At 43.5% G+C, this 18,919-nt stretch carries 9 protein-coding genes and 1 pseudogene; 2 read left to right on the top strand and 8 right to left on the bottom strand.

All coding sequences use genetic code 11. The features are described from left to right. Positions 1-117 precede the first annotated feature (117 nt). Both DXA15_RS03430 and DXA15_RS03425 read left to right on the top strand, forming a co-directional pair. Positions 118-3,390 carry a TonB-dependent receptor gene (locus DXA15_RS03430; RefSeq protein ID WP_128133138.1) on the top strand — a complete coding sequence of 1,091 codons (3,273 nt, stop codon included), beginning with the start codon at positions 118-120 and terminating at the stop codon, positions 3,388-3,390. Positions 3,391-3,404: 14 nt separating this feature from the next. Continuing rightward, positions 3,405-5,455, top strand: a pseudogene (locus tag DXA15_RS03425) (RagB/SusD family nutrient uptake outer membrane protein). A gap of 1,252 nt (positions 5,456-6,707) precedes the next feature. Here DXA15_RS03425 and DXA15_RS03420 read toward each other — a convergent pair. From DXA15_RS03420 to DXA15_RS03390, 8 genes are all read right to left on the bottom strand, one after another. Then, the gene (locus tag DXA15_RS03420; RefSeq protein ID WP_128133137.1) at positions 6,708-8,177 is read right to left on the bottom strand and encodes a glycoside hydrolase family 125 protein; all 1,470 of its coding nucleotides are present in this window, start codon (positions 8,175-8,177) and stop codon (positions 6,708-6,710) included. Between the two features lie 17 nt (positions 8,178-8,194). Then, positions 8,195-9,379, bottom strand: a complete 1,185-nt coding sequence (locus DXA15_RS03415; protein ID WP_128133136.1) for a glycoside hydrolase family 76 protein — start codon at positions 9,377-9,379, stop codon at positions 8,195-8,197. A gap of 566 nt (positions 9,380-9,945) precedes the next feature. Continuing rightward, positions 9,946-11,544, bottom strand: coding sequence for a DUF4874 domain-containing protein (locus DXA15_RS03410; protein ID WP_128133135.1), 1,599 nt, complete (start codon positions 11,542-11,544; stop codon positions 9,946-9,948). An 83-nt stretch (positions 11,545-11,627) separates the two neighbouring features. Continuing rightward, positions 11,628-13,565, bottom strand: a complete 1,938-nt coding sequence (locus DXA15_RS03405) for a RagB/SusD family nutrient uptake outer membrane protein (RefSeq protein ID WP_128133134.1) — start codon at positions 13,563-13,565, stop codon at positions 11,628-11,630. A gap of 11 nt (positions 13,566-13,576) precedes the next feature. Then, positions 13,577-17,050 carry a TonB-dependent receptor gene (locus tag DXA15_RS03400; RefSeq protein ID WP_128133133.1) on the bottom strand — a complete coding sequence of 1,158 codons (3,474 nt, stop codon included), beginning with the start codon at positions 17,048-17,050 and terminating at the stop codon, positions 13,577-13,579. A 184-nt stretch (positions 17,051-17,234) separates the two neighbouring features. Then, positions 17,235-18,047: a FecR domain-containing protein gene (locus tag DXA15_RS03395; protein WP_233566767.1), complete on the bottom strand. Its 813-nt coding sequence runs from the start codon at positions 18,045-18,047 to the stop codon at positions 17,235-17,237. Between the two features lie 128 nt (positions 18,048-18,175). Next, on the bottom strand, positions 18,176-18,301 hold the full coding sequence (locus tag DXA15_RS27520; protein WP_255419916.1) for a hypothetical protein: 126 nt from the start codon (positions 18,299-18,301) through the stop codon (positions 18,176-18,178). A 72-nt stretch (positions 18,302-18,373) separates the two neighbouring features. Further along, positions 18,374-18,919, bottom strand: coding sequence for an RNA polymerase sigma factor (locus DXA15_RS03390; RefSeq protein ID WP_128133132.1), 546 nt, complete (start codon positions 18,917-18,919; stop codon positions 18,374-18,376).

Genomic DNA, 18,919 nt, shown 5'->3' with positions numbered 1-18,919 from the left:
TGTTTAATAAGACTAATTTCAATGATGTCAAAGAACAATTTAATCCCCTTATTCCGGGATTATTTGATTAATTAATAACTCGTCCCGATTTTAACGGGACACTAGTGATTTAAATTCATGAAAAAACTGTTATGTTTATCGAATGCAAATAATGCTACGCTCCTGAAAATCCCAAAACAAGCAGGCATTATCACCAGCATTTTACTGGCTTTTTCTCCGGTAATGAGTGCTAACGGAAATCCGGTAGCAGAGCCGGAAATTGTGGTACAGGTTTCTCAGCAATCTTCGACAGTAAAAGGTGTTGTAGAGGATGATATGGGTCCTGTAGTAGGAGCAACGGTAGTTGTGAAAGGAACTACGAACGGTACGGTAACCGATATGGACGGCAACTTTTCTTTACCCGGGGTGAAAGAGGGTAACATATTGGTCGTTTCGTATGTCGGTTATCTCTCTCAGGAAATTACTTACACCGGACAATCTTCTCTCCGGATTCAGCTGAAAGAAGACTCGAAACAGCTGGATGAAGTGGTAGTTGTGGGGTATGGCTCACAGAAAAAAGTGAATCTGACAGGATCTGTCAGTACGGTAGATTCCAAGGTCCTTGAATCTCGCCCGGTTCAGAACGTATCGCAGGCACTTCAAGGCGTTATCCCCGGTTTGAATATGTCGGTAGGCAGTAGCGGAGGTATGCTGGATGGATCACTGAATATTAATATCCGTGGCGGAGGTACGATCGGTCAGGGATCGAGCGGAAGTCCGTTGGTACTGGTTGATGGCATTGAAGGGGATATGAATACCGTGAATCCGAATGATATTGAGAATATCAGTGTCTTGAAGGATGCAGCCTCGTCTTCCATCTATGGAGCACGTGCCTCATTCGGTGTGATCCTTATTACGACCAAAAGCGGTAAATCCGGTAAGACCCGGGTGAATTACTCGGGTAACGTACGTTTCTCCGATGCTGTCCAGGTGCCGGAGATGGTCGATTCTTATTCATTTGCCCAATATTGGAATAGAGCAAATACGAATGGGGGAGGAAATCCGATATTCAATGACGACGCCATGAAAAACATCAAGGATTATATGGACGGTAAGTTCACCGACCCTACCAAACCTGAATACTATGGTACTGTTGCCGGATCTGATGGTAAATGGAATAACTATGGAGGCGCTTTTGCCAACACGGATTGGTTTTCCGAGTTCTATCGTGACTGGGTGCCTTCTACGGAACATAATCTTAGCCTGAGTGGTGGTACCGATAAGTTGACCTATATGCTCAGTGGTAGTTTCCTTGACCAGACCGGTTTGCTAAAGCATGGCGATGACAAGTTCAACCGTTATACAATGAATGCAAAGATTTCGGCAAAACTGGCCGACTGGGTCACTGTAAACTACACCGGCAAATGGACGCGCGAAGATTATCATCGCCCGACCTATCTGACGGGCTTGTTCTTCCATAATATTGCACGCCGCTGGCCGACCTGTCCGGTTGTCGATCCGAACGGGCATTATCAGCGGGATATGGAAATTGTCCAGCTGGAAGACGGAGGAAAGCAAACCAGCCAGAAGAACTGGTACACACAGCAGTTGCAGGCTATTTTCGAACCTGTTAAAGACTGGCGTATCGTTGCTGAAGGCAGTATGCGTTCTTACTACCGTAAACAGAGCTGGGCGGTATTGCCTATTTATGCGTACGATGCCAAAAATGAACCGTATCTTCTTTCCTGGAACGGTGGTGCAGCCGGTTACTCGGAAGTATCGGATTCACGTGAGGATGAAGACTACTTCTCTACCAATATTTATTCGGATTATACCAAATCGCTGGGCAATCATAACTTTAAAGTAATGGCCGGTTTCAATGCCGAACTTTACCGTCCGAGCGGATTGAATGGCTTCGGTACGGATCTGATCTCTGCGGATGTCCCGTCGCTCGGCCTGACACAGGATAATAAGAAAGCTAGTTCCTGGACACGTGAACGGGCCATTGCCGGTTTCTTCGGACGTATTAACTACAATTATGCCGACCGTTACATGCTGGAAGCCAATCTGCGTTACGATGGTTCTTCCCGTTTTATCGGCGATCAGCGCTGGGGCCTTTTCCCTTCCTTCTCGACTGGTTGGAATATAGCTCGCGAAGCATTCTTCGAACCCCTGAACAGTGTAGTCGGAACATTGAAGGTAAGAGCATCCTGGGGACAGCTCGGTAATAACAATACGGACAGTACCGATGCCTGGTATCCGTTCTATCAGAACATGCCGACTGGCACGGCTTCTTCCAGTTGGCTGATAAACGGTACCCAACAGAATGTGGCCGGCCTTCCGGGCATCGTCAGCAGTCTGATGACCTGGGAAACGATCGAATCATGGAATGTCGGTTTCGATTGGGGATTGTTCGACAATCGCCTGACCGGTTCGTTCGATTATTATAACCGTTATACATATGATATGATCGGGCCGGCTCCTCTGTTGCCTTCCGTTTTGGGTGCCAATGCTCCGCAGATCAACAACTGCGATATGAAATCATATGGATGGGAACTGGAAATGTCATGGAGAGACCGTATCCAGAAATTCAACTATGGCGTTCGTCTAGTAGTATCCGACAACTTGCGTAAGATACTCAGGTATCCGAATGAAACAATGGCCCTGAGTACGTATTATAAAGGACAGATCCTGGGGGATATCTGGGGATACCAGACGGTCGGGATCGCACAAAGTCAGGAAGAGATGGACAAACATCTTGCCAACGGCGGTACGCCTAACTGGGGAACAAGCTGGGGACCGGGCGATATCATGTATGCCAATACCGATGGTAAAGACGGTGTAGACAGCGGAGCCAATACGCTCGACGATCATGGGGACATGAAGATCATCGGAAATAACACGCCACGCTATAACTTCGGTCTGACATTGGACGGAGCCTGGAACGGACTCGACTTCTCTATTTTCCTGCAAGGTATCATGAAAAGAGATTATATGCTGGGTGGCCCGTATTTCTGGGGAGCACAAGGCGGCGAATGGCAATCCTGCGCTTTCAGCGAACATATGGATTACTGGCGTCCGGAAGGCGACCCGTTAGGAGCCAACACCGGAGCTTACTATCCGAAACCCTATTTCAATACCGACAAGAACCAGCGTACCCAGACCCGCTATTTGCAAAACGCAGCTTATATACGTTTGAAGAATATGCAGGTCGGATATACATTACCGAGAATATGGACGCAAAAAGCAGGAATGGAATCGGTACGTATTTATGTTTCCGGTGACAATTTGCTGACTTTATCTGATATCAGCGGCGTATTCGATCCTGAATTGCTGGGCAGCGACTGGGGAGACGGTAAACTCTATCCTTTGCAGAAAACTATTTCAATCGGTTTAAATGTAAACTTTTAATTCATTGAATGAATATGAGACTAAAATTAAAACATATATATGTCGGCGCATTGATCGGTATGGGCGGATTGGCGATGACATCCTGTAACGACTTTCTGGAACGTGCTCCGATCAGCCAGATAACCCCGGAATCTTATTTCACAACAGTGGATCAGGTGGGTAATTACGTGCTTAACTATTACGATTCCCAGCTCGAAAATTCCAACGGAACCAAGATGTTTCATCAAACGGCCTGGAATTCCGGCGTGCAACGTAATGATGCCAATACCGATAACCTGCTGACGGACGAAGGCAACCTTAATTATTTTGCCGGAAACTGGCAGGTGTCGGCCGGTAAGACCACACAAGGCTTGTTATCCCGTGTCCGTGTATGGAATTATCTGTTTGAAGAGATACTTCCTAAAGAAGAGGCCGGAACGATCCAGGGGCGAGCGATCTGCTTAGCCATTATATCGGGGAGGCCTATTTTTTCCGTGCATTGAGTTATTACGTAGCCCTTGTGAAATACGGTGATTTCCCGATCGTGGAAGAAGTGCTGCCCGACCAGAGCGACGTGCTTGTCGAACACAGCAAACGAGCACCCCGCAATGAAGTGGCCCGTTTTATCCTGAAAGACCTCGATGAAGCGATCTCCCGTCTTAAAGATCATGGATTTCAGATGAACCAGCGTATCAATAAACAAACGGCGCTGCTGCTGAAATCGAGAGTAGCCCTCTTTGAAGCTACTTTCGAAAAATACCACCAGGGTACGGGCCGTGTACCGGGCGATGCGAACTGGCCGGGAGCTAAGATGGACTATAACAGCGGTAAATCGTTCGATATACCCGGCGAAATAGACTTTTTCCTTACTCAGGCTATGGATGCTGCGTCAGCAGTAGCCGATCAGGCCACGCTGACGGATAATTCCCATGTGATGAACCCCGTTTACGGACAAGTATACGGCTGGAATCCTTATTTCGAAATGTTCAGTACGCCGGATGCGTCAGGGATTAACGAGGTGTTGCTATGGAAGCAGTATAATAAGGGGTTGAGCATTTCCCATTGTGTACCTATCCGTTTGCAGGTAGGCGACCGCACCGGAATGACCCGTGCACTGGTTAATACTTTCCTGATGAAGAACGGGCTGCCCATTTATGCCGCCGGTTCGGGTTATCATGGAGATGTAACCGTATCGCAGGAGAAAAAAGACCGCGACGAACGCCTGCAACTGTTTGTCTGGGGAGAAGAAGACGTACAGCGCAGTGATACGAAAGACCCTACAATAGCCGATACCGGTGTCGTAGTGCATATGGAAAATTTCCGTATCATTTCAGATGCCGAACAAAACCGGGATATCACCGGATACCGTCCGTGCAAAGCTTACACATACGATTACGACCAGAACAGGAATGACGAATTGTTGGGAAGTAACGGTTGTGTTATTTTCAGGGCTACGGAAGCCTATCTGAACTATATGGAAGCATGCTATGAGAAAAACGGTTCGCTCGACGGCAAAGCGCAAGGGTATTGGAAAGCTATCCGCCGTCGTGCCGGTGTTGACGAAGATTTCTCAAAAACCATCAGTGCAACCAATCTGGGCAATGAAAATGACTTGGCTGTTTATTCCGGCGATCAGTTGGTGGATCCGACACTTTATAATATCCGTCGCGAACGTCGTTGCGAATTTAATGGCGAAGGCATGCGTTGGGACGACCTGATCCGGTGGCGTGCTTGGGATCAGTTGCTTACGAAGCCTTATATCATTGAAGGCGTGAACTTCTGGGATGCCGCTTACCTGAAATATACAAAAACTGTAGACGGTGTGGAAGTTTCGGCAGTAGTTGCCGACGGCACGACTGAGGCAAATGTTTCGCGGAAAGAAGATAGTAAATATTTGCGTCCGCTACGCAGAACCAGTATCAACAACCAGCTTTACGATGGGCTGACCTGGCGAAAGGCATTTTACCTCAGTCCGATCGGTTTGCAGGATATGCAGCTTGCCGTCACCAATCCGGAAGATATAAACACCACGGTAATGTATCAGAATCCGTATTGGCCGATGGCGCCTGGTAAAGCACTGGAATAATACTGAATATTTAAAGAGTACATACAGTTAACTGAATTGATGGTTAACAGGGTAGGGGAAGAGAGTTCGGGAGAATATTCTTCCCCTTTTTGATGAATCTCTATTTATTTCGACTTGCCTATGACTTTTGACGTGTTGAGTATCTTAACTATCTAAAGTTTTTCTGTTTTTTTTCTTCATTTATTCATATTGGAGTTACTGTGTTGATGATTAATGGTTTGTAGATGAATATAATGAAGGATATCATCCTGTAGCATCTATATAATTCAAATTTTCCATGTAATAAATGAATAAAGGGAAACTTTCTGTATACCAACAAAAGAGTAAGTCGTGTGTTGTAAGCATTTATCTTATTATTCTTTAGTTGAAAAGTCATGTCCAATTTCTTGTTTGTCATCTGTCGGATGCTTGTTCGACAGATATCAGATAAGCGTCCGACAGGTATCGAACAAGCGTTTGACGAATGACGGACAAGAACGGATACAGCACTTTGGGTCTAAAAGTATATCAGTCCCACCCTACCTATACACTAATAAAGAGATAAGATATACCTTTGGATTTGCCGGTATCCAATGGTTGTTCATGATGAAGTGATAGGGGAGAAATAGAGATGTTTACATCAATTCAATTACAAATTATATTGGATCCTTCATTGTATTCATTTTGTATTCTTTGATTTATAAACTCTATATGCTATAGATGAAGGAATGAATACAGAAAACGGAAAAACTTTTATTGAAGAGAGTCTGCAATCGGTTTTGTTTTATTTACTGGTATTAATGCACCTCTTATCGTCTTTCAAGAGGAGAAACAGGTACAACTAGTCATATTCATAGATGGTTCACTTCTTATCAAAAATGAGTGTTTGTTTATAGCAACTGGTTGTAACTGGCTCCCCTCTCGAGAGGGGGAAGGGGGTGTGTCATATTCCCGCCTATACAACCATCCTAATCAGAGTCACTAGACTATTACATGTTCATTTGCCGTCTGCTTCAGCTGACGGTTTACAAGTTGTTTCTCTCTTTTGGCTTCAGCCACATGTCTCTTAGATAGAAAACTGTAAGAAATGGGACTAAAGTCCAATGAGATAGATCCTTTACTAATCCGTCAGCTGAAGCAGACGGCAAATAAACCTGTAACAAGGCTTGTTTTATTGACTGGCTTTAACACACCCCCTACCCCCTCTCGAGAGGGGAGCCAGTTACAACCAGTCACTTAAATAGATAGCTTAAATATTTCTATATTGACTCAATCATCCCAAATTATTCAATATATCCGTTTTACCTTCCTGTACCAGGCGGTAGATCATTTCACCGAATAGAGTATTTACCCAGGCGAACCAGGAACGGGTGAACTTCTTTGGATCGTCTTTGTGGAATGATTCGTGCATGAAACCGGTGTCGCCGTCCGTATCACGGAGCATTTTTACACAGTGGCGTATTTCTTCGGTATCGTTAGTCGTGTTGCATCGCATGATGATACTCATCGGCCAGATAAAGTCGAAACCGATGTGCGGACCGCCGATACCTTCGCCTGCCTTGCCTTTATAGAAGTAGGGGTTCAGCGGGCTCAGAACCAGTTTGCGGGTATTCTGGTAGACCGGATCGTTCACATCGACACATCCCAGGTAAGGCATAGCCAGCAAACTGGGGACATTGGCGTCGTCCATGAAAACGTGGTTATAGAAACCGTCTGCTTCGAAGGCATATACCTTTCCGAATTCGGGGTGTTCTACAATACCGTATTTCTCGATGGCGGCAGCTACTTCGTCGGCCAATGAGTCGCACTGGCGGGCAAAGTCGTTATCTTTTTTGATGTCGCGCATCATCTCTGCCAACTGGCGGAGTGAAGTGACGGCAAACATATTCGACGGGATCAGGAAACCGAACAAAGTCGCATCATCAGACGGGCGGAAAGAAGAAACGATCAATCCGACAGGGTTTACCGGACTACCGTAACCGTCGTTCAGCAAGGTGTCTCCCTGGCGGTCTGTCTTACGGGAGAAGCGATACGGGCCGAGGCTGTCTTTGCGCTGCTGCTCGATAAATGTTTTATAAACCGATTTCATCGCTTTCTCCCATTCGGCATCGAAAGGAGAGGTGTCGCCGGTCTTTTTCCAGAAGTGGTAAGCCAGGCGGATGGGGTAACAGAGCGAGTCGATCTCCCATTTGCGTTCGTGAAGTTCCGGTTTCATTTCCGTACGATCGCTTTCCCATTCACTGCCTGTCGGGCCTTCGTTGAAACCGTTGGCGTACGGGTCGATGTTGATACACCAGGTCTGGCGGTTGATAACACCTGCCAGCATTGTCTTTACTTTCGGGTCTTCATTTGCAAAAATGATATGCGGAAAAACCTGTGCGGATGAGTCACGGAGCCACATCGCGTGGATATCACCTGTAAGGACGAATGTGTCAGGCTTGCCGTTTACCATTTTATGCTCACAGGTTGTGTCGAGTGTGTTTGGAAAACAGTTCTCAAACATCCAGGCCAGTTTCGGATCTTTCAGTTTGGCTTTTGTCGTCTGGATTGCCTTTTCGACGGCGGCAGAAGTAAACTGGCGTTTCTCCGGTGCCGGACGTTGGCAAGTGTACTGTAATGTGTTAGAAACGAGAGGTGCGCCCGGTGTAGCCGATTCTGCCAAATGAGCAAATGATTTTTGCCCGACCAACAGACCTGCCAGAGACAAACCTCCGGATTTTAGAAAGTTTCTACGTGTAGTCATGGGTTTATATATTTTATTTATTGAATGTTACTTGTTTCAGCAAAAAGCTCAATCATACAGGCATTGTCCAGCAGCCACTTGAACTTTTTGTTATCGGTCCCAGCCCAGTCATTCCCCAGGAATCGGTTCTCGTCACGGGTATATTCCCAGGCGTAATGGGCATTGTCCACCATTGTTCTGACATATGTATAATCGTTGTCTACCTCCGCCAAAGCAAGGAGACCGCGTAATAAAATGACATTGAACCATGGATTTGTGGGGTAAAAGTAAGCATCTTTTCCGTTAATCCCTGTACGTTTCCCTAAAAAATGCTTGTAAGCGCCTTTTGCAGTGTTCTTTGCGTCTGCCAGATAGATTTTGTCCGAGGTCGTCTGGTAAAGGAGTACGCCTGCCTGGATCATTTGTCCGCTGTTGTAGGTGAATTTGGCTTTACCGATTGTTTGATCGAGTCCGATGTTATCCCAATATACCGAATCGGCAGGGTCGCACAGGTTCTTCTTTGTCCAGTTATACGTTTCTATGGCCTGGTCGAGGTACTTTTGTTCTTTCGTCAGGTTATACAGTTTCATGCACAAAACGGTTGCCGGAGCATTGGAGCAGGTGTTTTTAGAAGTCTTTTTCTGTTCGCACCAATAGATGCCGCCTCCCAGCGCATCGTCCCATCCGCTGTATATATACTCGTGCAACTCTTTTGCTTTCAGGAGATATTGTTGGTCTTTGGTGAGGGCATACAAATCGCAGAAGTCGATGGCCAGCCAGTCATTATCATCGTAAAAGCGGTCGCTTTCACCATTGAATCTCGGATAGCTTTGATAACAGTGCGGAGTACGTGTATTATCCCAATACAGATCCAGTCCCGGGATAATACGTTTTTCCAGTATTTCCAGGTATTTCTTTTCTCCGGTAACGTCATAGAGGGAGATACATCCCGACAGCATACCGGAGTAAGGCCATAGGAAAGAGACTTCCTGGTTCTTTTTCTGTTCACTCCCTTCGGCAAGGTAAGTGACTTGATTTTCCGGGTTTACCGGATAGGTCTCGGAAAGAAGACCGTACTTTTCGACGTTATACTTTGTCAGAATGTTGGTTAATAAGGAATCAGCGATAGCTACATTTCTGTTTTCACCGGGAAGATGTTGTCCGGTGCACGCACAAAAACACAATACGAGCAGGCAACAATTAAGAATTGATTTAGTATTCATGGTCTACAATAATTGAATTAAGAATAAAAGATGCAAATATAATATTTTTCTTTAGTTATTGAATTATAAAAGAGGCAGACAAAACTAGAAATTGTTTTGAATTTATTGTTTGGTTCCAATATAGAAATAATTGAACTATCTGTTTAGTGACTGGTTGTAACTGGCTCCCCTCTTGAGAGGGGGTAGGGGGTGTGTTAAAGCCAGTTAATAAAACAAGCCTTGTTACAGGTTTATTTGCCGTCTGCTTCAGCTGACGGATTAGTAAAGGGTCTATTCCATTGGACTTTAGTCCCATTTCTTACAGTTTTCTATCTAGGAGAAATGTGGCTGAAGCCAAAAGAGAGAAACAACTTGTAAACCGTCAGCTGAAGCAAACGGCAAATGAACCTGTAATAGTCAAGTGACTCTGATTATGGTGGTTGTATGGCGGGGATATGACACACCCCCTGCCCCCTCTCCAGAGGGGAGCCAGGTACAACCAGTTGCTATAAACAAACATTCAAATTTGATAATAAATAAATCAAATAATAAATTCAATGCAGTTTCTAATCCGACCGGGGAATAGATCAGTGGCGTATTATATCTAATGACGTTAAGATGTTGATGCCATATTTGTTGTCGGGCGAACTCCACCATTCCGTATCTCCGTTGGCACAACGGATGGCATAGCGGTTGTTATATTTCAACCGTTCGGAGCCATCAGGAATCCATAGACCTAACCGGTATTTTCCTGTTTCCAGGTGTTCCGGAATAATAAATTGTCCTTTGATGGCATGAAGCAAAGGTTTACACTCCGGATCTTTGGGCTGGTACGGTTGGAAGTCGTGAACGTTCGTCTCCGTCAGAAATTCCGTGATCCGGTCCTGTTCATCGATCAGTACAAAATAAACGGGATGCTCATTGAATAAGGTGGAAAAGCCTCTGTTAATCAGGGAGAGGTCCAGTGAGATTTCTTTTCCGGCTGTCGGGATGCCGTTTATTTTGAGTTGTTGCAGTTCCAGTCGATAACCCAGATGATCTCGGATATAATCGAACACATTTCTTACGGCAGGACTTCCGTCCTGATTCTTAAAATAATTACCGGAGACAGGCATATGGTTTTCCGACAGGAATGATTCTTCCAGTGGAGTTTCTTTCCAGTACATCATTGAGTATTTGTCTTTAGTTCCTTTCTCCTTGTAATTATGGATGGCACTGAGCGAGGTGTAATGTTGCAGGAAAAGTTGCCTGGCGGTCGCTTTACCGTCGATAACCCATCCGGCTTCCGGGTTGTCGGGGTCTTCGTTCATGCTCCAGGTACCCCAGGGGAGCTCTCCGTCTACAACTAAATAAGGACTTTCTTCAACGATCTGGTTGAAGTAGGAAGTCCCTTCGTGCATGCCTCCGTCCCATTGATGAGGTTTTATTACGATAAAATCATCGTGGAAAGAGATTCGGTTGTATGATTGGTCTTCCTTGTTGATCAGGTTTTTATATTCGGGGACTCTTATCTGTACCATTCTGTTCTCCGGAGTCATCCAGACTATCTTTTCCAGGATGGTACGTTTGCTGTCGTTCGTTTTTTCCAGTCCGTGGAATGAACTGTGCCATTCGCCCCATGCGCCGATGAATCCGGCTTGAACAACTTGGATGACATCTGTGTTTTGTGCAAGGAATGGTTTCAGTTGTTCCATATGGCGGAGCACATCTTCCAGGGTAGGACCAGTTCCTGCCCTTCCCATAAAGGCGGTTTCATAAGCGAACCGCAACACAGCCTTTTTACCAGATTCCCTTAGTTTGTTGAAATAGGTGTCCATTGTGACAAAAGCATCTTCCGACAGTTCCTTCCCGGCAAATCCGGTGAGATAAAAATAACTTTGGACCAGGCTGATACTGTCTGATGCATAAATAGCGGATTCTGATTCTAAATGACTGGTTATATCAGGGAATTGTTTAGGATTCCAGACATCTTTCCGGCCGGCAATATCGACTGCTATTTCTAACCGTAAACCTCTTTCCGGATTGTACAGACCTTCCTGTCCGGCAGGGTCGTCGGCATAGATGCCGCGGAAGGTGATTGTCTTTGCTTTTTCGTTGCCTTTATCCGGATTATTTCCGTGTATACTATTAGTAATGGAAAAGAATAACCCTGACAGGATAAGAATAAGGTATTTTTTTTGTTTCATGAGATATGATTTAAGAGAGAATAAGCCCTATACTAATAATATAACTAGTATAAGGCCTATCTGTTTTTATAATTAATCAGTTTTTACCATAAAGGATTCTGAACCAGAAGCCGACTTTTTTGTATTTCATCCTGTGGAATCGGATAAAGGTACATGGCACGTCTCCAGGCACGGTTTTCAAGAACAATGCGGTTGAAGAACGAATTGTTGGCTCCGATCGGTTGATCTTTGTATCCGTTCATATTCATCGAATAGAGAACGCTTTGATCTGCCTCTTCGCCTTCTCCGCAAATCATCCAGCGCCGGATATCGAAGTAGTGTTGTCCTTCCATAAACAGTTCCACAGTACGTTCGCGCTGAATCATTTTCCGTTGCAGTTCCTGATTGCCAATAATATTCTTTTTACCGGAAGCGGCAAGTTCTTTATAACCCGGAATGCCGGCACGTTGTCTTACCAAGTCCAGATATTTAATGATATTGGGATCGTTCGGATCGACTTCGTTACAAACTTCTGCATAGTACAGATAGAAATCTGCCAGACGGAAAAGGATAGAAGGACGTGCCCAGGCTCTTAAATAGTTTCCGGTAAACAGGATTTTACGGTTTTTGAATTTAGTAGGCAGATAGCCGGTACGAGGGTTATCGGCAGACGAGTTGTCGCTACCTTCCCCTTTGGCAAATCCGATTGTGTAATCGGGTCTTCCCACCGGCTGAATATGCCAGCTTTTGCCTTCATATCCTACGCCTGCATAGAAACGAGGTTCGCGGTTGGCATACATATTGAATACATTTGTATCTACCCGCTTGTTTTCGTTACATGGGTTGACAACATCGGTAAAACCATCTTCTTTATACATGCTACCCGGATCATCGATTGTTAACCCGTCTTTAACGAAGAAGGCATCCACTAAATTCTGAGAAACACCAAGATATCCCCACCCTGTGTAGCAGTCTCTGGGGTTGGTGTTCTGTTCCATAGTTGAACCGTTCCAAAGGTTGTCTCCGGTAGCCCACAATATTTCGTCATTGTAGTTCTGGAATAACTGATAAACAGATTCATCCGGATTGATGGTTCCATCTGTATTATATACGGTAAACAAGGTGTGTTTGTTTTGTTCCGCATTATTCAATAGATCTTCCAGACGGCTTTTAGCAGTAACCCATTTGTTGGCATCGTAGGAAGAAAATATTTTTTTACCATCGGTATTGGCAATATCCAGTGTCTCTTTGTAACCGCCATTGAATAGGGGAGAAGCTGCATATACCCAAAGTTTAGCTCTTAATGCTTTAGCAACGGTCATTGTCGGACGGACAATCTCGTTCAAATTGTACCGGTCGTTTCCGGTAGCTGACTGATTTTGGATAATCGTTTCGGGCAGATCACCGGATTCAATGACTTCTTTCAATAAGTTATCGATGTATTCAACAGTTTCATCCACGGAAGATCTGGCATAATCCAAGCCTTTGTCTTCCGGATCGGCTAATTCATCCAGGATAGGAACCGGGCCATACATTTCAAAGAGTGAAAAATAACTGTAAGCAATAAGGTATTTAGCCTCTGCTTTCATTCTCTTTACGTCTGCTTCAGTTAATTGAAATTGGTCGTTGATACCTCCTTTAGGATTTACTCTATCCAGGAAAATCTTAGCATCACGAATATACTGATATAACGGTGTCCAACGTTGGTATGGAGCATTGGCTGATGTAAAACCGGATATCATTTCACTCCAACCGGCAGCACTGATGGTTGTTTCTCCACACATGGATACCCAAACTCCGGAAAAGGCTCCGGCTCCGGGATAATTGTTGGTTTTATTTCTACCGATACTGGAATATTCTGAAATACAGTTGAACAGATTACCATGCCAACGACGCATGTAGTTGGGGTTATCAAAAACTTCATCTAAAGTCAGGTTTTCTGCCACTTCATCCGATACATCCAGATAATCACTACATCCTGTGAGGGCAAGAGTTAAAAAGCATGCAGAAGCTATTGATGTTATTTTATTTAAGAATTTCATATTTGTTGTTTTTAAAATGTGACTTCTAATCCAAGAGAATATGTGCTGCAGATAGGATATTTGGCACCTGAATTTGCACTACCTAATTCCGGATCCCAGTATTTGATGTGATCCCAGACTGCAACGTTATTTCCTTGCAAATAAACTCTCAAATTTTTCATACGGAGTTGCTTGAGTATTTTGTCATTGAACTGATAACCGATTTCGATGTTCTTCAGTCGAAGGAATCCAGCATTGCGATACCACCAGGTACTATTTTCCATATTATGGCTAAATGAATTGGTATGTAGACGCGGGAAAGTAACATCCTGGTTATTCGGGTTACCGGGCAGCCAGCGGTCTGTAATTTCTGTACGGGCCGAACCGTTGTCGATACCTTTCGTGAATGGGATCATTGCATAATTGTTTGCCAACATATTGGCCGACGTATGTGCTGTTCCCTGGAAGAAGACGCCGACAAAGAAACCTTTCCATTCTGCGTTTATCCCGAATCCATAGACGATTTCCGGTGTTGCCTGATAGAATTTGTGATCGTAAGTACGGTCATAAGAGTCGATGACACCATCGTTGTTCAAGTCTTTGTATTTGATATCACCGGGTGCTACATTGGCGGCAGGTACAGCTATACCGTCTTTCAACTTATAAGTCTGGGCTCCGTATTCGTTTGTTGTGATATTAAAATCATCCGGTGTATAAAGACCTTCTGCGATATACAGTAATGGTTTGTCGATGGAGTTTCCTGTATATGTCTGATAATCGTATTTCTGAGGAATCTCATCGCGTTCAAGGATCTTATTTTTTGCATAAGTCAAGTTGCCTCGAGCGGAGAGATCTACATTCCCTACTTTCTGTTTTAGTACAAGATTGGCATCAACTCCCTGGTTTCTAACGACACCGAAATTCTGGTACGGTTTTACTCGGAGACCGGAAACGTTTGAAACAGTTTGTCTTTGCAACAAGATATCGCTACGGCGGTTATAAAAATAATCGGCACTGAAGTCGACACGTCCTCTGAATAATCCTAAGTCGAGACCTAGATTCAGTTTTTTTTCAATTTCCCATGACAGGTTAGGCATGGCAAAACTACCTTCTGCAATACCGTTGCCCGGAGAGTTACCTGTACCGCCATTAGCTCCTGGCGTTAATCCGAAGCTATAACTGCCAAGACCAGTATTGATACTTTCTCTATAAGGGAAACGTGTATCTTCCCCAATGTTATCATTACCGGTTATACCATAAGAAGCTCTCAGCTTCAGTTTACTGATATAATCTTCTACTCCTCTCATGAACTTTTCATGGCTGACGAACCAGGCTGCACCTACGGCTGGGAAAATACCCCATCTGTGGCCTTGTGCAAAGTTTTCACTACCGGTCATACCCATACTGGCTTCCAGCATGTACCGGTCGTTGTATCCATAAGTTGCACGGGCAACAACGCTCTGTTTGCGGTAGGGTAAAAGTTGTAAACCCTCTTTGTTTTGATATTGCGTTTCTTTTTGCATATACAATATCATACCGGTTACATCATGCATCTTGTTGAAAGAACGCTGATAATCTAATGATGCTTCCATGTAGATCTTTTTCGTACCATCAGTCGAGGATTTGTAAGGATTGCTCAAGGCAGAACTTTCTTTGATCGTTTTTTTATTGAGTGTCCCGTCTTCATTTCGACCTAATGCAAAAAACGTTTGCGGGGTTTTTGATCTCTTCATGGTTGAAGAGAAGTCGGCATCAAAACTGACAGAACCTTTCACTGATAATCCTTCTGTGATGAATTTAAGATCTTGCTTTAATGTGACTTTTGTTTGTAAGAAAGCACTCCATGTTTTGCTGTATCCGCTATTATTCAACATGTTGTATGGCTGATATTCAACACCGTATCCGGGAGCTCCATGATCCGAGGCAGTATCGTCGGAATAGTACATCGGAATAACATGTACAGGGAAGTGGCTGATATAATTGAAGATTTCATCCGAAGTATATCCCGGTTGATTTTTCTTCAAGTACTGTCCACTCATATCGATAGATAGTTGAGTCGTTTTTGTCAGGTCCATATCCACGTTGGAACGCAGGTTGAAACGTTGTAATCCGATATTGGCATTGTAATCCTCTTTAGGAGTAGAATCGAAGATACCGTCTTCTGAATAGTAAGCCCCGGAAGCAAAAAAGCGTACTTTCTCGGAACCTCCTCTGAAGTTTACCGTATATCTCTGACTTTGTGTATGATCCTGAAGTAAATCATACCAGTTTACAGAAGGATATAAATCCCTGTCTATACCGGTTCTGTATTTTTCAAGTGTTTCGTCGGTAAATTGAGGATTGAAATACTCTTTGTTCGGATTACCCTGGTCATTCCATAATGCTTCATTATATAATGACAGATAATCATAAGAATTTAATGTTTCAGGCATGCGTGTCGGACTGACAATACTGTATTGTGCACTGAAGTTGACAGATGTCTTTTGGGCTTTACCGCGTTTGGAAGTAATCAATACAACACCATTCGCACCTTCTGCACCATAAACGGCAGTAGCGGCAGCATCCTTTAAAACGGTGAAACTCTCGATTTCGTCTACGTCGATATCGTCCATGCTTCTGGGAACACCGTCTACTAATACTAAAGCAGAGGTACCGCCGGCATATGAACTCTGTCCGCGAATATAGAATGCAGCTGCATCGTTACCCGGCTCACCGCTTCTTTGTACGGCAATTACACCGGCAATTTGTCCGGCCAACGTGTTGCGCAGGTTACGTTGTTTTACATTTAACTCAGCCGGTCCGATCGTGTTCAATGAAGAAACTACGCTCTCTTTTTTCTGTTGGCCGTAACCGATTACAACCACGTCTTCCAGACCTACGGAGGCTTCCATCATGCGAATGTTGATGTTAGCTTCGCCTTTGTAGGTTTTTTCTTCCGTATTAAATCCGATATATCGGAACTCAATAACGTCACCTTCGTTGACGTTATTGAGTATATATTTACCATCTATATCAGTCGTAACACCGTGGGTGGTACCTTTGATAGTAACTGTTGCACCGATAACCGGATTACCATCAGCATCAGTCAATAAACCGGTAACGGTTTTTTTTTGCTGGTTGGTACTTAGTACTCCGGTGTTTTCTTTTGTTTGTGATTTTTTGACAATGATCTGTCGACCTTTTATAGAATAGGTGTCGTTTGTTCCGGCAAAGATTTCATGAAGAATTGTCTGAACCGGTTGATCGTTCAGGTCTATGGATACTTTTCTGTCCAGATCGATTTTGGTACCCTGGTAGATAAAAATGAATTCACTGTTCTTTTCGATATAGGAAAATACATCCCGTACCGTTTTGTTGTTCATTTTTACAGTTAAATAAACTTGTGCCGAATAATTTTCGGTTAAATTTGCTGCTGTTTCTGCTGCAGTGCATAATAAACAGCCACTTAAACAAATACTTTTTAGATAATTAAATCTTTTAGATTTGATACTCTTTTGTTTTTTCATACATTTGTGTGTATTTTTTAGTAACGAACTAGATTAATACTTTCCTGAGCCAGGCAATATGACGGTATTGTCTGGCTTTTTCAGTATCATATACTTTTCTCTCTTGAGGGGGGAGATGTGGAATTTCCCTTTTCATTTCGTGTGTTTATTTCATAAGCAAATATATTTTAGGTTAAACAATCATTTATTGAAAGATCCGGATACTCCCGTCCGGCTCGGTTTTATATTTAATATCCAGTAACTCTGTAAGAATATCTAAAGAGTTATTTATGCCACTCTTTAAATCCAGTTTTCCTGAAACCGGATATGAGGCTATGGATGGTTCGCATTCGATATGAACACCATAATAGCGTGATAAACGTGTGAATACATCTCCGGCGCGATGCTCTGCAAACAGCATGATATAATCTTTCCATGAAATGTATTCATTTACGTCCACGATGCTAACTGTTGATTCTCCGTGGGCAATAGCGATTTTCTCATTGGGTCTGATCGTGGTTTTCTGAATGTTGTTATCCACTTCCACTTTACCTTCTACCAGTACGACGGATGCTATAGCGTCGTCTTTGTAGGCGGACACATTAAACGTTGTTCCCAATACTTTTACATCGAAATCCTTCGTCTTAACAAAGAAAGGACGTTTAGGGTCTTTAGTGACCTCCAGGTAAACCTCTCCTTCTACAAGAATTTCTCTTTTGTCTTTATCAAAGTCGGAAGGATAAATAACATGACTTCCGGAATTGATATACATAGATGTTCCGTCTGAAAAGGTTATGGTGGCCCTTTTCCCTTTCGGGACAATAATGTGGTTTAGTTTTTCTTTGTGACGGACAGGATTTTCTTTAGTAACATCTTCTTTGTTTACCTGTAGTGTCCCATTTTTTTTGTATTCCAGAGAAGCTTCGTTGGAGAGTTTCATCCGGTCGTTTTGGGTGATCAGGGTGATCTCTTTATCTTGATGAGGTATACTATCGTTCAGTAAAGATGTTGCCAGCATATCCCAGTCGTAGGAGTTTGGTGAATATAGAAAGTTGATTGATAAGGCTGCTATCAATAACGATGCGGCAACAGAAGCAGCGTAAAGCCATAGTTTTCTTCGTTTGTGTTGTATCTGATAGCTGTTTTTCAGATCATCCAGAGATTGTTCGATTCTTTGCAGGTCAACCTTTTCGGTTCCTGTATATGATCGATCAATGCCTGTCCGGCCTTTTTGAAAGAAGTTTTCCGTATGTTGTTTTCTGCTTTGTTCATCCTTTTTTCGTTGTCTCTCTATTATAAATACGGTGAAATTGGGAAAAGGTACTTGTAAGAAACCGAAAAAAGTTATTTTTTATTCAGGAAAAACATTTTACGTAATTGAACGAGTGACTGGGATAGTCTGTTTTTGCTAGATTGATAGTTGATATTCAATATGTCGGCAATTTCTTTGTGAGAGATACCTTTGATATAAAAAAGATATAATATTTCTTTTTGTTTGGCAGAAAGTTCCTGATAAGCCAACGACAGATTGCTTATATCTTCTTTAAGGGCAGATTCTTCTTCTGTTGTAGTGTGATATACTTCCGGTATTTCGTCAATGAAGATGAAATCATTGTGTTTTTCTTCTTTTTCAAGACTGTCCAGCAGATTGTTGCGGAAGGCTTTAAGTAAATATCCTTTTACAGAGGGTGTGTCTGATAAGTTTCGTGATTTAGACATTAGTTTTATAAACAAATTCTGAATGCAGTCTTGTACCAGATCCTGATTGGCAGAAAGTCTGCATCCGTAATTCAAAAGTAATGGATAGTATCGTCTGTATATCTGTTCAAGGGCTTCTTTGTCCCCTTTCAGATAAAGTGACCATAGTATTTCGTCAGACAATTTTTCCAT

The sequence above is a fragment of the Parabacteroides sp. AM58-2XD genome (genome assembly GCF_003463685.1).
Taxonomy (GTDB): Bacteria; Bacteroidota; Bacteroidia; order Bacteroidales; family Tannerellaceae; genus Parabacteroides; species Parabacteroides segnis.
This window is presented reverse-complemented; position numbering and strand designations above follow the sequence as displayed.